19 protein-coding genes are annotated in these 19,031 nt (G+C 37.9%); 15 read left to right on the top strand and 4 right to left on the bottom strand.

Features of this window, described 5'->3' with window-relative positions; genetic code table 11:
• Positions 1-76: 76 nt before the first annotated feature.
• The 14 genes from NSQ59_RS25900 to wecB all read left to right on the top strand — a co-directional run bounded on the left by NSQ59_RS25900 (position 77) and on the right by wecB (position 13,163).
• Complete coding sequence (locus NSQ59_RS25900; RefSeq protein WP_055741421.1) at positions 77-475, top strand: hypothetical protein; 399 nt, start codon at positions 77-79, stop codon at positions 473-475.
• Between the two features lie 328 nt (positions 476-803).
• A complete protein-coding gene (gene prfA / locus NSQ59_RS25895; RefSeq protein WP_055741420.1) occupies positions 804-1,874 on the top strand; it encodes a peptide chain release factor 1 in 1,071 nt (356 codons plus the stop codon).
• Positions 1,874-2,749 (top strand): peptide chain release factor N(5)-glutamine methyltransferase, encoded by an 876-nt coding sequence (gene prmC, locus NSQ59_RS25890; RefSeq protein WP_126647163.1) that lies wholly within the window; start codon positions 1,874-1,876, stop codon positions 2,747-2,749. The genes prfA and prmC overlap by 1 nt, the downstream gene beginning before the upstream one ends.
• A gap of 104 nt (positions 2,750-2,853) precedes the next feature.
• Positions 2,854-3,624: a stage II sporulation protein R gene (gene spoIIR, locus NSQ59_RS25885; RefSeq protein ID WP_340833025.1), complete on the top strand. Its 771-nt coding sequence runs from the start codon at positions 2,854-2,856 to the stop codon at positions 3,622-3,624.
• Between the two features lie 171 nt (positions 3,625-3,795).
• Positions 3,796-4,239, top strand: a complete 444-nt coding sequence (locus NSQ59_RS25880; RefSeq protein WP_055741417.1) for a GNAT family N-acetyltransferase — start codon at positions 3,796-3,798, stop codon at positions 4,237-4,239.
• A gap of 198 nt (positions 4,240-4,437) precedes the next feature.
• Entirely contained in the window at positions 4,438-5,499 is a 1,062-nt protein-coding gene (locus tag NSQ59_RS25875) for an L-threonylcarbamoyladenylate synthase (RefSeq protein ID WP_055741416.1), read from the top strand.
• A gap of 95 nt (positions 5,500-5,594) precedes the next feature.
• Positions 5,595-6,146: a manganese efflux pump MntP gene (locus tag NSQ59_RS25870; protein ID WP_055741415.1), complete on the top strand. Its 552-nt coding sequence runs from the start codon at positions 5,595-5,597 to the stop codon at positions 6,144-6,146.
• 257 nt (positions 6,147-6,403) lie between these two features.
• Positions 6,404-6,838: a low molecular weight protein arginine phosphatase gene (locus NSQ59_RS25865; protein ID WP_083489473.1), complete on the top strand. Its 435-nt coding sequence runs from the start codon at positions 6,404-6,406 to the stop codon at positions 6,836-6,838.
• Between the two features lie 13 nt (positions 6,839-6,851).
• The gene (locus tag NSQ59_RS25860; RefSeq protein WP_055741413.1) at positions 6,852-8,138 is read left to right on the top strand and encodes a methyl-accepting chemotaxis protein; all 1,287 of its coding nucleotides are present in this window, start codon (positions 6,852-6,854) and stop codon (positions 8,136-8,138) included.
• A gap of 110 nt (positions 8,139-8,248) precedes the next feature.
• Positions 8,249-8,698: a ribose 5-phosphate isomerase B gene (rpiB, locus tag NSQ59_RS25855; RefSeq protein WP_055741412.1), complete on the top strand. Its 450-nt coding sequence runs from the start codon at positions 8,249-8,251 to the stop codon at positions 8,696-8,698.
• 166 nt (positions 8,699-8,864) lie between these two features.
• Positions 8,865-9,413, top strand: coding sequence for a TIGR01440 family protein (locus NSQ59_RS25850; RefSeq protein ID WP_055741411.1), 549 nt, complete (start codon positions 8,865-8,867; stop codon positions 9,411-9,413).
• A gap of 280 nt (positions 9,414-9,693) precedes the next feature.
• Positions 9,694-10,935: a serine hydroxymethyltransferase gene (gene glyA / locus NSQ59_RS25845; protein ID WP_055741410.1), complete on the top strand. Its 1,242-nt coding sequence runs from the start codon at positions 9,694-9,696 to the stop codon at positions 10,933-10,935.
• Between the two features lie 333 nt (positions 10,936-11,268).
• Positions 11,269-11,898 carry a uracil phosphoribosyltransferase gene (gene upp, locus NSQ59_RS25840; RefSeq protein WP_055741409.1) on the top strand — a complete coding sequence of 210 codons (630 nt, stop codon included), beginning with the start codon at positions 11,269-11,271 and terminating at the stop codon, positions 11,896-11,898.
• Between the two features lie 140 nt (positions 11,899-12,038).
• On the top strand, positions 12,039-13,163 hold the full coding sequence (gene wecB / locus NSQ59_RS25835; RefSeq protein WP_340833024.1) for a non-hydrolyzing UDP-N-acetylglucosamine 2-epimerase: 1,125 nt from the start codon (positions 12,039-12,041) through the stop codon (positions 13,161-13,163).
• Between the two features lie 295 nt (positions 13,164-13,458).
• Here the strand turns inward: wecB and NSQ59_RS25830 are convergent, their stop codons facing one another.
• The 4 genes from NSQ59_RS25830 to NSQ59_RS25815 form a co-directional block, all read right to left on the bottom strand.
• Positions 13,459-14,376: an IS3 family transposase gene (locus NSQ59_RS25830; RefSeq protein ID WP_152982338.1), complete on the bottom strand. Its 918-nt coding sequence runs from the start codon at positions 14,374-14,376 to the stop codon at positions 13,459-13,461.
• Positions 14,377-14,393: 17 nt separating this feature from the next.
• Positions 14,394-14,714, bottom strand: coding sequence for a transposase (locus tag NSQ59_RS25825; protein ID WP_055738127.1), 321 nt, complete (start codon positions 14,712-14,714; stop codon positions 14,394-14,396).
• 227 nt (positions 14,715-14,941) lie between these two features.
• The gene (locus NSQ59_RS25820) at positions 14,942-15,451 is read right to left on the bottom strand and encodes a LysM peptidoglycan-binding domain-containing protein (protein ID WP_445669248.1); all 510 of its coding nucleotides are present in this window, start codon (positions 15,449-15,451) and stop codon (positions 14,942-14,944) included.
• A gap of 48 nt (positions 15,452-15,499) precedes the next feature.
• Positions 15,500-16,231 (bottom strand): GH25 family lysozyme, encoded by a 732-nt coding sequence (locus NSQ59_RS25815; RefSeq protein ID WP_340833022.1) that lies wholly within the window; start codon positions 16,229-16,231, stop codon positions 15,500-15,502.
• Between the two features lie 258 nt (positions 16,232-16,489).
• On the opposite strand from NSQ59_RS25815, the gene NSQ59_RS25810 reads away from it, so the two are divergent.
• Positions 16,490-18,745, top strand: coding sequence for a S8 family serine peptidase (locus NSQ59_RS25810; protein ID WP_055741406.1), 2,256 nt, complete (start codon positions 16,490-16,492; stop codon positions 18,743-18,745).
• The last annotated feature ends 286 nt before the right edge of the window (positions 18,746-19,031 follow it).

The raw sequence follows: 19,031 nt of genomic DNA, 5'->3' as shown, positions 1-19,031 counted from the left end.
TAATTGTTTTTACTTGCTACAGTTTCGGATAATTTATAAATAAGTTTTCATAATAAGCATATGGAGGTGTTTTTTTATGTGGAAACCAATCATATGCTTTGTATTATGTTTATTGATACTTGTTGGATGCAGCTTCCCGCATAAAGAAAAGAAAGCTGAAAATAATGGAACGGACCAAGTGAAATATCAACGATTAAGCACGGAGTCGCCAAACAAAAGTCAGCAAAAGGTAGATTTAACGGGTCAAACGGAAACAGTAGGCACAGAAATAAATATCGCCAAAAAGATTATTAGATCTTATAAAGAGTATAAACTCGTTTCTGTCTCTATAAACGGAAATAATATGTGGGTTACAGCCCATACAAGAAACCGAATGGGTGTACATGAAAGAATGAGAAGAGAAGCAGAAGTGCATAAAAACCTAAAAAATGCACTCCCGCAGTATAAAATAAATGTGAAGCTGGAAGAAAAATAATGTAGGGATGAAAAGAGTATATATTTATTTTTGTCTGGCTCAGCGCCTATCGTCTAGCGGATTTCTCCGTCTCCTCCCTACGATAAGTCAACATCAGTTGAAAATTTGAAGTGCTATTTTCACTTGTTCGTGAACTACCTCACTGTGTTTCCTATATCTCGAGGTGAGCGACTACGAAATCCGTACGCTAGAGCTGCGGCGCTTCCGCTTTTCCTTATAGTAGCTTTACGGTATTTCCTGAGTATTATATAATAGTACCAGTGTGAAAAATATGTACGTAAAGCAATAGCCCTTATCATCTTAGGGCTATATGATAGAGGTGAATGCCATGTTTGATCGATTACAAGCAGTTGAGGATCGCTATGAAAAGTTAAATGAGCTTTTAAGTGACCCTGAAGTTATAAATGATACAAAAAAGTTAAGAGAATATTCAAAGGAACAATCGGATATTCAAGAAACCGTGCAAGCATACCGAGAGTATAAAGATGTAAGTCAGCAATATAAGGATGCTAAAGCGATGCTGGAAGATAAGCTTGATCCGGAAATGCGCGAAATGGTAAAGGAAGAAATTAGTGAACTCGAGGAGCAAATTCAGAGTCTTGAAGAACGGATGAAGATTCTTCTTATTCCCAAAGATCCTAACGATGACAAGAACGTTATTATGGAGATCCGCGGAGCTGCTGGAGGAGATGAAGCTGCTCTATTTGCTGGGGACTTGTATCGTATGTACAGCCGCTATGCGGAATCGCAACGCTGGAAAATTGAGGTTATTGAAGCTAGTTCGACAGGAGTTGGCGGATATAAGGAAATCATTTTTATGATTAATGGCCATGGGGCATATTCAAAATTAAAGTTTGAAAATGGTGCCCATCGTGTTCAGCGTGTTCCTGAAACGGAATCAGGCGGCAGGATTCATACTTCCACTGCAACAGTAGCGGTTCTTCCGGAAGCAGAGGAAGTAGAGGTGGAAATCCATGAAAAGGATATTCGCGTTGATACGTTCGCTTCCAGTGGTCCTGGCGGTCAAAGTGTTAATACAACGATGTCTGCAGTTCGTTTGACACACTTGCCTACAGGAATAGTTGTTTCATGTCAGGATGAAAAATCGCAAATTAAAAATAAGGAAAAAGCGATGAAGGTTCTGCGAGCACGTGTTTACGATAAATTCCAGCAAGAAGCACAAGCAGAATACGATGCGAATCGTAAATCTGCTGTTGGAACTGGAGATCGCTCTGAACGGATTCGTACTTACAATTTTCCGCAAAATCGTGTTACAGACCACCGTATTGGTTTGACGATTCAAAAGCTAGACCAAATTCTTCAAGGGAAGCTTGATGAAATTATTGATGCATTAATTTTAGAAGACCAATCCAGTAAACTAGAAAGTGTGGAGGAATAATGGTCGGGCACCTTAAAGTGTTTGAAGCCCTTAAATGGGCTTCTTCTTTTTTACAAGAAAATGACCGCGATGCAAATGCAGGAGAAATCCTCCTTTGCCATTTATTCAATAAAACGCGAGCTCAACTTTATGCAGATATGAGAATGGAGCTTCCCGAGGATATTCAGTTGAAATTTGAACAGACAGTAAAAGAGCATGTTGGAGGAGTACCCATTCAGCATATCATTGGATATGAGGAGTTTTACGGCAGGAAATTTCAAGTGAATGAACATGTTCTAATACCAAGACCAGAAACAGAAGAGTTGGTCGTTGGAGCCATTCAAAGAATCAAGAAGCATTTCGGTGAGCAGAGAGAGTTAAAAATGATTGATGTAGGCACTGGAAGTGGTGCCATTGCTGTTACCATGAAGCTTGAGTGTCCATTTTTATCTGTCACTGCAACGGATATTTCTCCCTTGGCTTTAAATGTGGCAAGGGAAAATGCTAGGTTGGCAGAAGCGGAAATTGACTTCAAACAGGGAAATTTGCTCCAACCGCTTATAGAAGGCGGAGGAAAGGTAGATATTGTATTATCAAATCCGCCATATATTCCAAATCGAGACAAAGATGTACTTTCAGTTGTAGTAAAAGACCATGAACCTCATCTTGCATTATTCGGAGGAGAAGAAGGGCTGGACTTCTATATTCGTTTTATGAAGGAGCTCCCATTAGTCATTAATAACAGGGCTTTAATAGGCTTTGAAATTGGAGCTGGTCAAGGAGAGCAAGTGGCGAAGTTATTAAAGGAAACCTTTGCCGAGAGTAAGGTAGAAATCGTGAATGATATAAATGGGAAAGACCGAATGGTGTTTTGCAGAGTACCGGGTTCTGAGTAACCCGGTTCTTTAATATTAACAATTCTATATAAATTTTTTTAGTTTACTAGTTTAAGATTCCTGCTTATTGTCCACACTGTTTTTAGAAGGATGGTGTGGGGAAAATGAAAAACAAATCTATCGCATGGATTTATATAGTAGTTTTATCACTTAGTACGATATTAAGTTTATATATACCGAAGCAAGAGACTGCTGCAAAGGATACGATTATCATTCCTAAGGAAGCAATTCGGCTGCGCATATTGGCAAACAGCGACACTCCGGAGGATCAGGCATTAAAGAGAAAAGTAAGAGATGAGGTAAATAAAAATATTACAAAATGGGTGAAAGACATTGATTCTATTAAGACCGCCCGTAAAGTAATTAAATCTCATCTGCCAGATCTTGAACAAATTGCTGAAAAAGTAGTCAAAGAGGAAAATAGCCATCAATCTGTCAGAGTACAATTCAGCCGTGTTCAGTTTCCTACAAAGCTATATGGACAGTATTTATATCCTGCCGGAAAATATGAAGCCATCTTAATCACCCTTGGTAAGGGTGAGGGAGCAAATTGGTGGTGCGTCTTATATCCACCGCTATGTTTTTTGGATTTTTCAAATGGGGTTGCCGTAAGTCCAGGGATTGATGAGAGTCATCGTACCAAAATAGAGACAAAGTCAAAAAGCAAGGAAAAGCCGAAAGCGGATGCTGAAGTAAATAAAGATACTGAAGTAAAAGAAGATAAGAAAAAGCAAAATAAAACAGATTCATCCACAACAGAGAATCAAGCAGATGCGACGGAAAGTGATTCCAAATCCCCTGTTTTTACAGCGGAAAAAGATGATGATGTACAAGTCAAGTTTTTCATTGTAGAACTGTTTAAAAAAATATTTTAGGAAAGCTCCTTATTGGGCTTTCCTATTTTTGTTTTGGAAATTATAAAATTAGAACCTGGGGATAATTTTCTTATATTTTCACTATTTTGTTCTAATTTATTCCTCTTCACATATGGATGGAGTATAGAAGTTTACTAGATTCTATCAATAAGTTAGGAGAGGAATTAGAAAATGGTAGAAATTATACGTCAAGCAGAAAGTATGGATGTGGATAAAATCATTTCTTTTTTAACGGATGCTAAGCTAAACTGTGATGGAATAAAAGAAATGATAGACTATTTTGTTTTAAGTGAGGATGAAGAGGGAAATATAACAGCGGTATTGGGAATTGAGCCTGTTCAGGGCATTGGAGTTCTTCGTTCGCTTGCAATCCGTTCCACCGTTAAAGAGGAGGGGCTTGTCCAACTTTTTCAACATGTGTATAACTTGGCAAAAAGTAAAAAGTTGCCCACATTAATGTTAATTACAAATAAAGAGGCCTTTATCCCGCTGCTTCAATTCATGGGTTTTGAACGGATTGCAAACAATGCTATTCCGAAGGAGCTGGAATATTCCACACATGTGAAGCAAATAAGTGGTTTAGACGGAGTATTTTTTATGAAAAGGGCTATTTAATGGATATAATTTATTCACACAATTCCCAATAGTTATCCACCGTTAAGGACGATTTATCCACAATATGTGGATAATGGTTGTTCATTTCTATTGTATTCAGTATAATTTTTACAATAATGGTCTAGACAATTCGACAAATATCTACTTTTTCTTCTAAAATAAAAGTAGATGCGTCAAAAATAGAAAAGGTGAACATGAATGAAAACATTGGAATGGAATGTGGATAACCATGTGGATAATTTGAAAAATAATCCACAGATTGTGGAAGCAGCAAATTTGTTAAAACAAAATGAAATTATTGCTTTCCCGACTGAAACAGTGTATGGATTGGGAGCAAATGCTACATCAGATGAAGCAATTGCAAAGGTTTATGAAGCGAAAGGACGTCCAAGTGATAACCCGCTCATTGTGCATATCGCTAATTTTTCTCAATTGCATGCTTTAGTTTTAGAAATTCCGGAAAAGGCAGAGAAATTAATGAAGGAATTTTGGCCGGGACCTTTAACGATTATTTTCAAAGTAAGACCTGGGTTCCTTTCCAAAAAGGTGACAGCCGGTTTAGATACAGTGGGTATTAGAATGCCTGATCATCCCTTAGCATTGTCTCTTATAAAAGCAGCGAATTTGCCGGTTGCCGCGCCAAGTGCAAATAGCTCAGGAAAGCCAAGTCCCACAACAGCTAAGCATGTACACGAAGATTTATTTGGACAAATAGCCGGTATTCTGGATGGCGGTGAAACTGGGATAGGGGTTGAATCAACGGTTGTTGATTGCACAGTAGAGGTACCGATTATTTTACGCCCGGGCGGTGTGACGAAGGAAGCGATGGAAAGTGTAATCGGGAAAGTAGAAATAGATCCTGCCCTAAATGAGAACTTAAAGTCAAAGCCAAAAGCTCCGGGCATGAAATATACACACTATGCACCCAATGCACCAGTTTATTTAGTAAATGGAACACCGGAATTTATTCAAGTGCTGGTCAAGAAAAGCCGCGAGGAAGGCTTGGTGGTTGGAGTTATTGCAACAGATGAAACGGCTGACCTATACGACGCGGATTATGTAAGAGCTTGTGGAAGCCGTCAAGATTTATCAACAGTAGCAAATAGGCTATATGATACTTTGAGATCATTTAATAGCAAAAATGTAGATATTATCTATTCTGAGGTATTTTCAACAGAAGGTGTTGGACTTGCCGTTATGAATAGACTGGAGAAAGCTGCTGGCCACAAATGGATTTATGAAAATGATTTAACTAAATAAAATACGATTTTAAACGGATTTTACTATCGATGATTCTAAACCGACTTCGGCATGCATAAGTATTCAATAGGCATGTCCGAAGGAGGAAAAAATATATGACAGGAGTCATCGCAGAAGTATTCACATTAATGTTAATGGCATTTGCACTTGGTATGGATGCATTTTCAGTTGGAATTGGATTGGGAATGTTTCAGCTTCGCTATAAACAAATTTTCTATATAGGATTAACTATCGGCTTTTTTCATGTCTGGATGCCTCTAATTGGGATGCTCGCAGGACATTTTCTTTCTGATACATTCGGAACCATTACGAAATATATTGGCGGAATATTAATCATTGTGCTCGGCATCCAAATGATCCTTTCAAGTTTTAAAAAAGAGGAGCGAAATTTGATAAAGCCTGAGGGATGGGGGCTAATAATATTTGCATTTAGTGTAAGTTTGGACAGCTTTTCAGTTGGTTTATCTCTGGGAATATTTGGAGCGCGGGCGGCTGCAGTTGTCCTTTGTTTTGGCATTGCTGCAACGATCCTTACATGGGCAGGGCTCATCATTGGTCGAAAAGCACAAGGCCTGCTTGGTACATATAGTGAAGTTTTAGGTGGAAGCATCCTTTTTGCCTTTGGTATTAAATTGCTTTTACCTTAAGGAGACACACTTGTAGAAGTGTGTTTTTTTCATACACCAGAAAGTTTAAGTAGTTAATTTAGATAAAAGGTTTAGTCTATGTCTTTCTGCAAGAGCCTATCAGCAAGCGGATGAGCATGACGCCTACGTTTTTTCTAATATTTTCACAAAGTTTTATCATTTCCCTTATTATATTGACTATGGAAACTAGGACTTTTCCACTATAATAAAAGCAAAACTTTAAAACAATATCCTCAAAGTTTGGAGGTTACAACACTTTGAACATTTTATTTATTTGCACAGGGAATACATGCAGGAGTCCGATGGCAGAAGCAATTTTAAAAAATGAAAATTTGGACGATATAAAGGTTAGATCAGCAGGGATTTTTGCCTCTAACGGGAGTAATGCAGCGGCTAATGCCTTAAAGGTGCTGGAGGAAAACAATATTTTTCATCAGCATTCATCTAAATTACTGACAAATGAGGATGTTGAATGGGCGCATTATATTTTTACCATGACGGAAGGACATAAGGAATCGCTTATCTATCAATACCCTTCTGCTGCAGATAAAACCTTTACACTAAAGGAATTTGTCTATGACTCAAAAGCTGACATGGATGTTCATGATCCTTATGGAGGGAGTCTTGATATATATAGAAAAACTTACAAAGAGTTGGAAAAGCTTATTAAAGAAATGATAAAAAAAATATGAAAGAGGTATTCCGATGGGGAGAAAGAGGTATAAATTCAGTTTACGGAAAAAGCTTGTCTTGTTTGTGACCATTTTGGCGATTATTACATACTCCACTAGTATGTTTTGTTTGGATTTTGTTTACGGCCATTTCGCCAATAAAATAAATGAATCATTATTTACCATTATAACATTATTGTTAGGAATTATTTGGACAGGTATTTTAGCGTTTTTGGTGGCAGGTTTTATTACAAAGCCGCTGCAGCGTTTAGAAAAAGCAGCCATTAACGCTAGTCAAGGGGAAATACATACGGATGTTATATTGCCAAAAACAGACGATGAAATTCGTTCTTTAGGTGTGGCTTTTAATATTATGTTAAAGAATTTAAGAGAAATGGTACAAAGCATTGAAGATAATTTTCAACAAACAAATGAAAATGTTATCTCTATTTCTGAAAAAGCTTCAAGTGCTACTGCACAAGCAGAAGGGATTGCTCAAACCATAAGTGAAATCGCTGCCGGAGCAGAAAGTTCTGCTATTGCCATCCAGTCAACGGCAGAATCCGCCCAGGATATGATTCGAATTGCAGAGCAGGTTCAGGATAATGCAAGATCATCGGAAAAAGTGTCGACGGAAATGCTGGATGAATTAAAGGAAAGTCAAGAAGTTGTTTTTTCTCTAGTCAATGGAATCGAAAGACTGGCAAAAGAAAATCACGAATCTTTACAGGCTGTTAAAAGGCTTGAGGATAATGCAAAAGAGGTTGAACAGATTATTTTACTTGTTGGAGATATTGCTGCTCAGACAAATCTTTTAGCTTTGAATGCATCTATTGAGGCTGCACGTGCAGGGGAACATGGTAAGGGATTTGCAGTAGTGGCGGAAGAGGTTCGGAAATTAGCAGATGAAAGTGCTAAAGCAGTACAAGGAATTACGGAATTAATTCACCGAATTCAGCAAGAAGTGGAAAGTGTTGTTAAACATATTTCTAGTCAAGTAGAGACCGCTAATCAAGAAGCAGCAAAAGGGACAAAAACGAATCAAGTAATTGAAAAAATGACAGAAATTATTCATGAGGTTGCGGAAAAAGTAAAAGGCATCTCTGGTTTAGTGGATAGGCAAATGGAAAGTATCCAGCTTACATCCCAACAATCACAAGAAGTAGCGGCAATTGCAGAGGAAACTTCAGCTGGTGCAGAGGAAGTAACAGAAGCAACGAAAGAGCAAGCTGACGTCATGGAAACGATTGATCAATTAGTCCTTGAATTAAAAGGTCATGCAGATAGACTAAAAGGAACAATTTCACGTTTTCATTTATAGGCCAAGACACAATGTCTTGGTATTTTTTTATTTTTGCGGGGAGCTTTCTTATTTATATTTTCGCTGGTTTATGTGAAAATTATTGTAGAAAAAAGAAAGGGGATATCACAATGAAAGTAGCATTGGCATCTGATCACGGCGGCATCCATATTCGTGAGGAAATAAAAGGATTATTAGAGGAAATGGGTCTTGAATACGAGGATTTTGGCTGTGACTGCGAGGAATCAGTAGATTATCCTGATTATGCACTTCCTGTTGCGGAAAAGGTAGCAAAAGGGGAATTTGATAGAGGTATTTTAATTTGTGGAACCGGCATTGGCATGAGTATTTCTGCGAATAAAGTAAAAGGAATTCGATGTGCATTAGTACATGACGTATTCAGCGCGAAGGCAACTCGTCAGCATAATGATAGTAATATGTTAGCGATGGGAGAAAGAGTTATTGGCCCGGGGCTTGCTAGAGAAATCGCAAAAGTATGGCTTACAACAGATTTTGAAGGTGGACGCCATTCACGCCGTATTGAAAAGTTAACGAATTACGAAGAAAAACACGAAAAGTAGAAGCGCCTTGTCCAGCGGATTTCGTAGTCTTCTACTTCAAGATTTAGGAAACAAGTTTAGGGAGCAGATGTAAAAATCCGCTAGCAGAAAGGCACTGAAACTATAAAGAGATTCTAATAAAAAACATCATGATTTCTTAGCTTTTAAATAAGGGAGGTTTCCCGTTTTGACAAGTGATCTAATCCATATAGAGAAACAGTTACAAACGATATTATCGGATTTTTCATCCCAAGTTACTTTTAAAAAAGATCAGGTTTTGGTAATTGGCTGTTCTACTTCGGAAGTAATGGGGGAAAGAATAGGCACCTCGGGAACCTTAGAGGTAGCCTCCTTAATATACGATAACCTTCATTCCTTTGCTGATAAGCATAGGGTTCATCTTGCATTTCAATGCTGTGAACATTTAAACCGTGCGCTTGTTGTAGATAGAAAAGTAGCCGAGGATAGAGGCTGGGAAGAGGTAGCTGTCATTCCCGTGAGAAAAGCAGGCGGAGCAATGGCGACCTATGCATATGAACATTTGGCAGACCCTGTCTTGGTAGAGTTTATCAAAGCAGATTTAGGTATTGATATCGGGGATACTTTTATCGGAATGCATTTAAAACATGTTGCGGTCCCTGTCCGCGCTTCCCTAAATCAAATAGGGTCTGCCCATGTCACCTTAGCTAAAACGCGTCCAAAGTTAATCGGCGGTGCACGGGCAGTATATGAATAATTGATAGGAGAAGGGGATTTTGCTATTATGTAAAGTCTCCTTTTTGCTATTCTGCGAATCGGTGAGTTAAGCTCATGACTTTATGCATTAATCTCGATAATTTAGTGCTTAATCGCTGAATTAAGAGTTTAGACCTATTAAGTTTCATACCATATAGTCTCGTATAAAGGCGGGATTTTTACCGAATAATGAAACATTCCAAAATCATCGCCATCTTTCAAAAGATTATGTTAGAATAAAAAAGTATTTTCATACTGATATTTGCACAAGGGGGATTATCATGAGTAACATTGCCCAGCAAGATAAAGCAGTGTACCAAGCTATTTGTGACGAACTTGGTCGTCAACGGTCAAAAATTGAATTAATCGCATCTGAAAACTTTGTTAGTGAAGCAGTCATGGAAGCGCAAGGATCAGTTTTAACGAATAAATACGCTGAAGGTTATCCTGGTCGCCGTTATTATGGTGGCTGTGAATATGTAGATGTTGTGGAAGATCTTGCGCGTGATCGTGCGAAGCAAATTTTCGGAGCAGAGCATGTCAATGTACAGCCTCATTCAGGCGCACAAGCAAATATGGCAGTTTATTTTACCATTCTTGAACAAGGGGATACTGTTCTTGGAATGAACTTATCACATGGCGGTCATTTAACACATGGAAGCCCTGTAAACTTTAGTGGTATTCAATATAATTTTGTTGAATATGGTGTAGATGAAAAAACACACTATATTAATTACGATGATGTTTTGGAAAAAGCACGTACACATAAGCCAAAATTAATAGTAGCTGGTGCAAGTGCTTATCCACGTGAAATAGATTTTAAAAAATTCCGTGAGATTGCTGATGAAGTTGGAGCATATTTGATGGTGGATATGGCACATATTGCAGGACTTGTTGCGGCGGGAATTCACCCAAGCCCAGTACCATATGCAGATTTTGTTACAACCACTACTCACAAAACATTACGTGGCCCGCGCGGCGGAATGATTCTATGTAAAGAAGAATATGCAAAGAAAATTGACAAGTCTATTTTCCCTGGTATCCAAGGTGGTCCATTAATGCATGTCATTGCTGCAAAAGCAGTTGCATTTGGCGAAGCACTTCAAGATAGCTTTAAAGAATATGCCGGAAAAGTGGTAGAGAATGCTAAGCGTTTAGCGGAATCTTTAAAGAGTGAAGGCTTAGACCTTGTTTCCGGAGGAACGGATAATCACCTATTATTAGTAGATGTTCGTTCTTTAAACATCACAGGTAAAGTTGCGGAAAAAGTGTTGGATGAAATTGGAGTTACGGTAAACAAAAATACCATTCCTTTCGAAACAGAAAGTCCATTTGTAACAAGCGGTATTCGTATTGGTACTGCTGCAGTTACATCAAGAGGATTTGGTCTTGAAGAAATGGATGAAATCGCATCTTTAATCGCATTTACCTTAAAAAATCATGATAATGAGGAAAAATTGGAAGAGGCACGTACACGAGTTGCTGAACTTACAAGCAAGTTTCCTCTTTATCCTAGTAAATAATAACAAAATAAAAAAGTTTGGAGTTAGGTCAAAAGGTCAACCCTTGAGGTCTAACTCCTTTTTCGTGTAAAATTGGTTTGGTAATAAATAAAACAATCTTATTTGATAGAAGCTGGTTCGCATAAATTGCTGCATTTCCATCTATTTATAAAATACTGAAACAGTATAGTTTCGGGGCCTCTTTTCTTAAATGCTACTTCCAGTTCAAAGTTGTTCAAAGAAATTTATATGGATATTGATTAAATTTGAAACAAAGTTTAAGAAATGAGCCTTGATAAAAGACAAGTCGTTAAAAAATATGGGACTAAAATACATAAAAAAGGAGAATCATTCATGAGTAATGTATATGTAATTGATCACCCGCTTATTCAACACAAATTAACCATCATCCGCGATAAAAATACGGGAACGAAAGAATTTCGTGAGCTAGTTGACGAGGTTGCTACGCTTATGGCATTTGAGATTACACGAGATATGCCTCTTGAAGAAATCGAGATTGATACACCGGTATGCAAGGCAAAAGCCAAAGTTCTTTCAGGGAAGAAGATTGGACTTGTGCCAATTTTACGTGCTGGACTTGGAATGGTAGATGGAGTATTGAAGCTCATCCCTGCTGCTAAGGTAGGGCATGTTGGTCTTTATCGTGACCCAGAAACATTAAAGCCAATTGAATATTATGTAAAATTGCCAAATGATGTGGAAGAACGTGATTTTATTCTTGTTGATCCAATGCTGGCAACAGGTGGATCAGCGGTTGAGGCGATTAACTCATTGAAAAAGCGCGGTGCAAAAAGTATTAAATTTATGTGCTTAATTGCTGCCCCGGAAGGCGTAAAGGCAATTCAAGATGCACATGATGATGTAGATATTTATATTGCTGGCTTAGATGAAAAACTTAATGATCATGGCTATATAGTACCAGGTTTAGGTGATGCAGGGGACCGTCTATACGGCACCAAATAAAACCGGTTTAATTTAGGGATTTTTTAAAGATTTGCACGTGATTTTTGAGCAAACGTTTAGCTGTATTGTGTTTGGCGGTAGACAAATAGAACGCAGTATTACATGGCCAAGAAAAAACCTTTTTAAGGGAGAATATACGTATGAATAAACGAATCAAAGTCATGATTATTTTTGGAACAAGACCTGAGGCAATAAAAATGGCGCCATTAGTTCTTGAACTACAAAAATATCCGGATGAGTTTGAATCCATTGTCACTGTAACTGCACAACATCGGGAGATGCTAGATCAGGTCTTAGCTATTTTTCAAATAATACCTGATTTTGATTTAAATATTATGAAGGACCGTCAAACATTAATTGATATTACAACAAGAGGACTTGAGGGCCTTGACAGGGTAATGAAAGAGGTAAAACCGGATATTGTACTTGTTCACGGTGACACCACTACAACCTTTGTGGCAAGTTTAGCTGCCTATTACAATCAAATTGTTGTCGGGCATGTTGAAGCCGGGTTACGTACGTGGAATAAATATTCACCGTATCCGGAGGAAATGAACCGTCAATTGACTGGGGTTCTCGCCGATCTTCATTTTGCTCCAACCGAGAAATCAGCTCAAAATCTCCTTTCGGAAAACAAGAAGAAAGAAAGTATTTTTGTTACAGGGAATACAGCAATCGACGCACTTCAAACGACGGTAAAATCTGAATATACCCATGAAATACTTGAAAAGGTAGGAGATGACCGTCTCATCCTGCTTACGGCTCATCGTCGTGAAAATCATGGGGAACCGATGAGAAATATGTTCCGCGCTATCAAGCGTATCGTGAATGAACACCCGAATGTTCAAGTTGTATATCCTGTTCATTTAAACCCGGTTGTCCGTGAATTAGCGGATGAAATATTGGGAAACGATGAGAGGATACATTTAATCGAGCCATTAGATGTTATAGACTTTCATAATTTTGCTAATCACGCTTATTTAATTTTAACGGATTCAGGTGGTGTTCAAGAAGAAGCACCTTCCTTAGGAGTTCCGGTCTTAGTACTTCGTAATACCACAGAACGGCCAGAAGGAATCGAGGCAGGAACATTGAAGCTTGCTGGTACTGAGGAAGAAACTATTTATCGATTAGCGACCGAATTACTTACTGATCAACAGGCTCATGATAAAATGACAAAAGCATCCAATCCATATGGTGATGGACAAGCTTCACGTCGTATTGTAGATACTATTCGAGAGTATTTTAAAGAAGAAGCTAGATAATACATTAAATAGTTTGATACCAAAAACGCATGGGGAAAGTAAAACCATGCGTTTTTGGTAACCTTTCGCGGACACTAAGTACGTTATTTTCATAAATAAGGTATTTTTGAGGGTGTTTGCGGACACTGAGTACGTTATTTGCCGAAAAACGGTTTAACCCCTTAATTTTGGACACTTACTTTGGAATTCTCTGTTTTTCTTAGTTTTCCATTTTATCTACCGCGCTATCGCTTGGTGGCCTGTAGATTTTAGGTAAAAGGGCTCCTTTTACCTAAAATCTACAGGATATAGGGTTTTACATGGCTAACCTAACTGGTTCTAGGGTTTTATTTTGCCACTTTTCGTAGTACTCCTTTGGTGTATTATCTTTTAGCCCACCGTGGAACCGTTCTTCATTATAGAATTTGATGTATTCATCAACCGTTTTATATGCTTGCTCAAAAGTTACAAACTCGTTTGGCTGGTAACACTCTCTTTCTAGTACACTATGAAAAGACTCTATATATGCGTTCATATTAGGTGATTTGGGTGGAATTCGTTCATGAAAAACCTTTTGATTCTCACAAAAATCTCTAAAATGTGTACTACAAAATTGAGGGCCATTATCCGTTCGAATGATTAAAGCTTTTTCATCGTCGGAGTCAGGTATATGAACTCCACGCTTTAACATCGCCTTTTGAAGCATTTTCGTAATATCCTTTGCTTCACAATGAGTCCCTTTAAAATAACCAACAATGGAACGATCAAAAACATCTATGGCACTGGCAAGAAAGAAAAAACGTCGTGAAGTTGTCACGTAACCATATTTAATATCTAGCTGCCAGAGCTGATTTGGTCCTGTAACCACTCTGTTTTTCGCTAGTTTTCTTGGAATCTTCCCCTTTTTCTCCCGTTGAGGCACCAGGATATCCAATTCCTTGCATAGGCGATAAACCTTTTTCTTATTAATGATTAATTTGTATTTCTTTCTTAAACTTCGAGTAAGCTTTCTGTAGCCATAGACGCATTCTTTCCTCTCCATCAATTTCATCAGATAGCCTTTTATCTTTTTGTCGCTCACTTTTTTGTTCGATTGCGTACGGGAAAATCCAGGTACAGGTCGTCCACCTTTTATTTTTTTCATTCCTTTAGGATGAGAGAGACGGTAGTAATAGGTAGAACGGTGAACAGAGGCAATCTTAAGGACCCGTTTAGCTGGGAATCCCTCCTGAATCCATTCGTGAGCTAATTCTACTCTCTCGGAAAGTTCGGAAACTTTTTTTTTAACATGTCACGAAGCATCGCCACTTCCAGCTCTTTTTCCCCTAACAATTTCATTGCTTGATCATATTTTTTTTGAAGGTCATTATTAGAAGGTGAAGAAGAGAGAGGATTAACCCCCTCCTGTTCCATTTCAGCCTCCACCTCACTCCTATATAGATTCACCCAAGCTTTTAGAGTAGATTGACTTACACCAGTTTTACGTGCTACAAATGCCATATTTCCAGATTCTAAAGCCATGCGTACATAATTTTTCTTTACTTCTTCTATCGGCCCTCTTCTTTTACTCATTTTATACGCCCCCTCGGATATATTTATTGTAATATCTTACGAAGTAGGTGTCCAAACGAGTTAGGGGGCTAAATAGAAAATACTCAGAAATGACTGCTTTTTAGCTAATAACGGAACGTCTGTCCGATAAAAACGTGAAATCGCCACTTTTGTCACAAATAACGGAACGTCTGTCCGCTCAGCTCCTGTACTGTATTCTTAGTGAGAGGTTTTTCCTAAGAAATTAATTACTTCACCATTATTTTTTGTCCGGGATAAATAATGTCCGATTTTAATTTGTTCAAGGATTTTAATTTTTTTACGGTTGTTTTATTTTTCTTCGCAATCTCCCATAATGTGTCCCCTTTAACGACCTTGTGGTATTTTGCCGCTATAGTAGTTTTTTTGCCTTTAGCTTGAATTTTTATTGTTTGCCTAACGCGAATGAAGTTAACATTTTTTATTTTATTTAATGACTTTAGCTTAGAAACGGTCGTGTGAAATTTTTGGGCAATACCACTTAATGTATCACCTTTTTTTACCTTGTAAGTTGTTGTTAATGCTGTGGAGGGTTTTGTTGTAAGTTTACTATTCTGAAGATTAATTTTAGCGGGTTTTGCACCAGCCTTCATTTTGGCAAGCAGGGCAAGATTCTGGGCTGCAGTACCATTATAATCCGCAATTCCATATTTAGAGGCTAGTTTTTGCCGTGCCTTAAAGGAGGAATCCATTTTTTTTGATTTTAAGTAATCTACGATAGATATAGGCTTGATAGTTCCTACATGATGAATAACCTTCTGGGTAGACTAGGTTTTTGTACTGTATTTGCCTGCGTAATCCTCTGACACGTCGAAATATCCATAGCTGCTCATTCCGATAAATTGATAGTCTTCCGCCCACTGCCATGCACCTTTACCATTTGAGAATTGTGCTGTGGGATTTCCTCTTTGTGGATATTCAGGATAGGACGCGAGCCAAGGTTTATCAATGATTAATGTTCCAGGTTTTAAATGATGGTTATAAAAATAAGATCCTGAATATAGATCCACCCGTGTATATCCAAGCTTCTTCATTTCAGAAATAAAAGTATTTGTATATTGTGTGAGATTGCCGGAATTGTTTGACAAATTATCTGCTTCTACGTCAACAACAACATATCCATCTTTCGCCTTGTTAAACCCAACCAACTTCAGTTTCTTATCAAACCATTGTGCTTCCGCTTTTGCGCTTGTATTGCTTGTAAAACGCGCATAATGATAAGCGCTGACAATTAATCCTGCCTGCCTTGCATTGGCTATATTTACACTTGCAGCGGGGTCTACAAAATACCTATCTTCCGAAACTTTAACTACTACACCTTTCACGCCGCTTGCTTTTATAGTTTGATAGAATGCAAGTGGTAATCCCAGTTCACGGTTATGATGAGAAACATCGATGAAATCTACATCAGGCTCTTCTGCGAATGAGCTTACTCCGAAAGAAAAAAATAGCCCGATAGAAAGGATGAGTAATCCAATCCATTTCGTTACTTTTTTCAAATTAATACACCACCTTCCATGAAGATGTTTTGATCTTGTTGTAAAAAGGACTCTTTAACAGATGGAATGGTAAAATCAAAACTTTGCACGTGTACGTATTTTGTTGATACTTTCTGATAACCGTTTTAAGCTTTTACAAAACTGATAAAAATGCCCATTTTTTGAGAGGGGCATTACTGTTAATACATGAAAGGAAGGATATTAATGTTGAATATTCCATTTCATTAAAGAAAAGCTAAGGAAAAAAGGGAAGATAATATGAAAAAAATATGGGTATTCGTTGTATCAGCCTATTTGTGTATAGGAATGCTGCACTCTAGCAATGCACAAGTCTGGAAGATACCTCCTCTTCCTAAGCCATCTTCAAATGAAGAAATGATCATGATTTTTTCTACAACCGAGCCTCCGAAAGAAGAAGTCATTAAAGAATTCCTTTCAGGTTTTCAAACATTGAAAATCAGGTATCTTTTCACGGAGGCATTTAACGGCTTTTCGTTAAAAGGAGAAAAGGAGGAATTAGAACGATTTGCAAAAAGCTTTAATAAAGTATCAGCTATATTCGAATCAAACGTATATACAACAGATTTTATGAACAGCGAAAGTAACCAATTGATAGGGATGGAAAATGCAAGGGGAATTTTTGATCAATATGGAAATCGTTTAACTGGGAAAGGAGTAAAAGTAGGTGTAATTGATACGGGTCTCGATTACACTCATCCAGATTTAATTGGAAGTTATAAAGGTGGATTTGATTTTGTCGATGGGGATCATAATCCAATGGAGGCCATGGATCAAAAAGGGATGACGATTCATGGAACTCATGTTGCCGGTATTATAGCCGCTAATGGTAAGATGCGGGGGGTGGCACCAGAGGTTGATCTATATTCCTACCGGGTTTTAGGTCCTGGAGGAAAAGGGACAACGGACCAGGTTTTAGCAGCAATTGATCAAAGTATAAAGGATAAAATGGATATCATAAATCTTTCTTTAGGGACAAATATTAATGGACCTGATTTACCTGTTAGTATGGCTTTAAATAAAGCAGTTGCAAAAGGAGTCGTTGCAGTTACATCAAATGGAAATTCAGGTCCAAATATGTGGACGGTTGGTTCTCCCGGCACATCGTCAAGCGCAATTTCCGTGGGTGCTTCTACCCCACCCTTGTATACTCCATATTTGTCTATCCCTACTATAAAAGTAAACATGCCTCTTTCTCTTTTACATGGGAGTAAAGATTGGAGCTTTGACCGGTCCGTTCTTATTGTAGATGGAGGACTCGGAAATAGGGGGGAAATAAAAGATGCAAATGGAAAGCTCGTATTAATAAAAAGAGGGGGGATCTCTTTTACAGAGAAAGTGATAAATGCGGCAGAAGCAGGAGCAGTTGGGGTAATTATGTTCAATAATACAGATGGTGATTTTGCCGGAATAATTGATAAGAAATGTCCTATTCCAGCAGCAACAATACCGAGGGATTCTGGTGAGCTGATACGATCTGAAGCAAAGCAAAAATCACTATTAGCTTCAACTATTTATAAAAAGGAAGAAGATTATCTAGCCGATTTTAGTTCTCGTGGTCCGGTAACTGTTAATTGGTCCGTTAAACCGGATGTAACGGCGCCGGGAGTAGCGATAAACAGTACCATTCCTAAAGGGAGTTATACGATGTTGCAAGGAACGAGTATGTCTGCCCCGTTTGTTACCGGCGCGGCGGCAATAATTAAACAAGCGCATCCGACGTGGAAACCGGAAGAAATTAAATCCGCCTTAATGAATACGGCAAAACCCCTCTTTGATCAACAGGAAAAGCAGTATAAAGTATTTGAACAAGGAGCTGGAAGAATTCAAGTAGAACAAGCCGTTAAAACTCAATCATTAATTATTCCGGGAAGTCTTTCTTTCGGGATATTGGCGGAGGATAAAAATAATCGGACAAAATATATAACGGTTAAAAACATATCGAATAAAACACTTAACTATTCCTTTAATCTAAATAAATTTAATCCGAATATAAGATGGGAATTACCTCAGTCTTTTTCTCTTCAGCCAAAGGAGGAGAAAAGCATCCCTATTAGAGCCATCTTAACAAGGGAATTTAATAAAACAAAAGAAATGATTGATGGGCGCTTAATACTCGAGGCTGGCAGTCAAAGGATTGAAATTCCATATTTATTTGCTGTTAAAGAACCAAGTTATCCACGGATAATGGGATTTTCCGTAGTACCTGGAGACAAAAGGGGGTATATAAGATACGAAGCATATTTACCTATGGGTGCTGAGGAATTTGGAATTGCTCTTTTCGATTCAGAAACGATGTCTTTTATTGGTTTTTTAGATATTAAGAATCACATAGGTGCCGGGATGGTAAATAATCAGCTTCTATTACCAAAACAAACTCATCTAAGGAGGATAACTGCAGTTGCATTCGCTAAAAATAAAGGGGAAGAGGATTTTGAAGAATGGTCTATTCCGTTAAGAAAGGAGGAAGCGCTTTGGTCATCCTCTATCAAATAGGCGATAGATAAAATCATTATACCTTCTTATATTTTTAAAATGCCGAAGATACTTATTAAAGAACCAACCCAGAAATGGAAAAAATAAGGTCTAGATAAATTTGCAAATTTCTCCTAAAATGAGCTTTGATAGATAGAAGGTTCACACCTAATTTTTAGTTATAAAAAAATAATTAAAAATTTGATGATTTTGTGACAATTTCCATTCTGTATGGGATGACAACACCGTTTTTCAAAGAAACACATTGACATTAAATTTCCCCTATTGTATGCTAACAGAGGGTGCA

Source organism: Margalitia sp. FSL K6-0131 (assembly GCF_038008735.1).
In the GTDB taxonomy this organism is placed as follows: Bacteria; Bacillota; Bacilli; order Bacillales; family Bacillaceae_C; genus Margalitia; species Margalitia shackletonii.
This window is presented reverse-complemented; position numbering and strand designations above follow the sequence as displayed.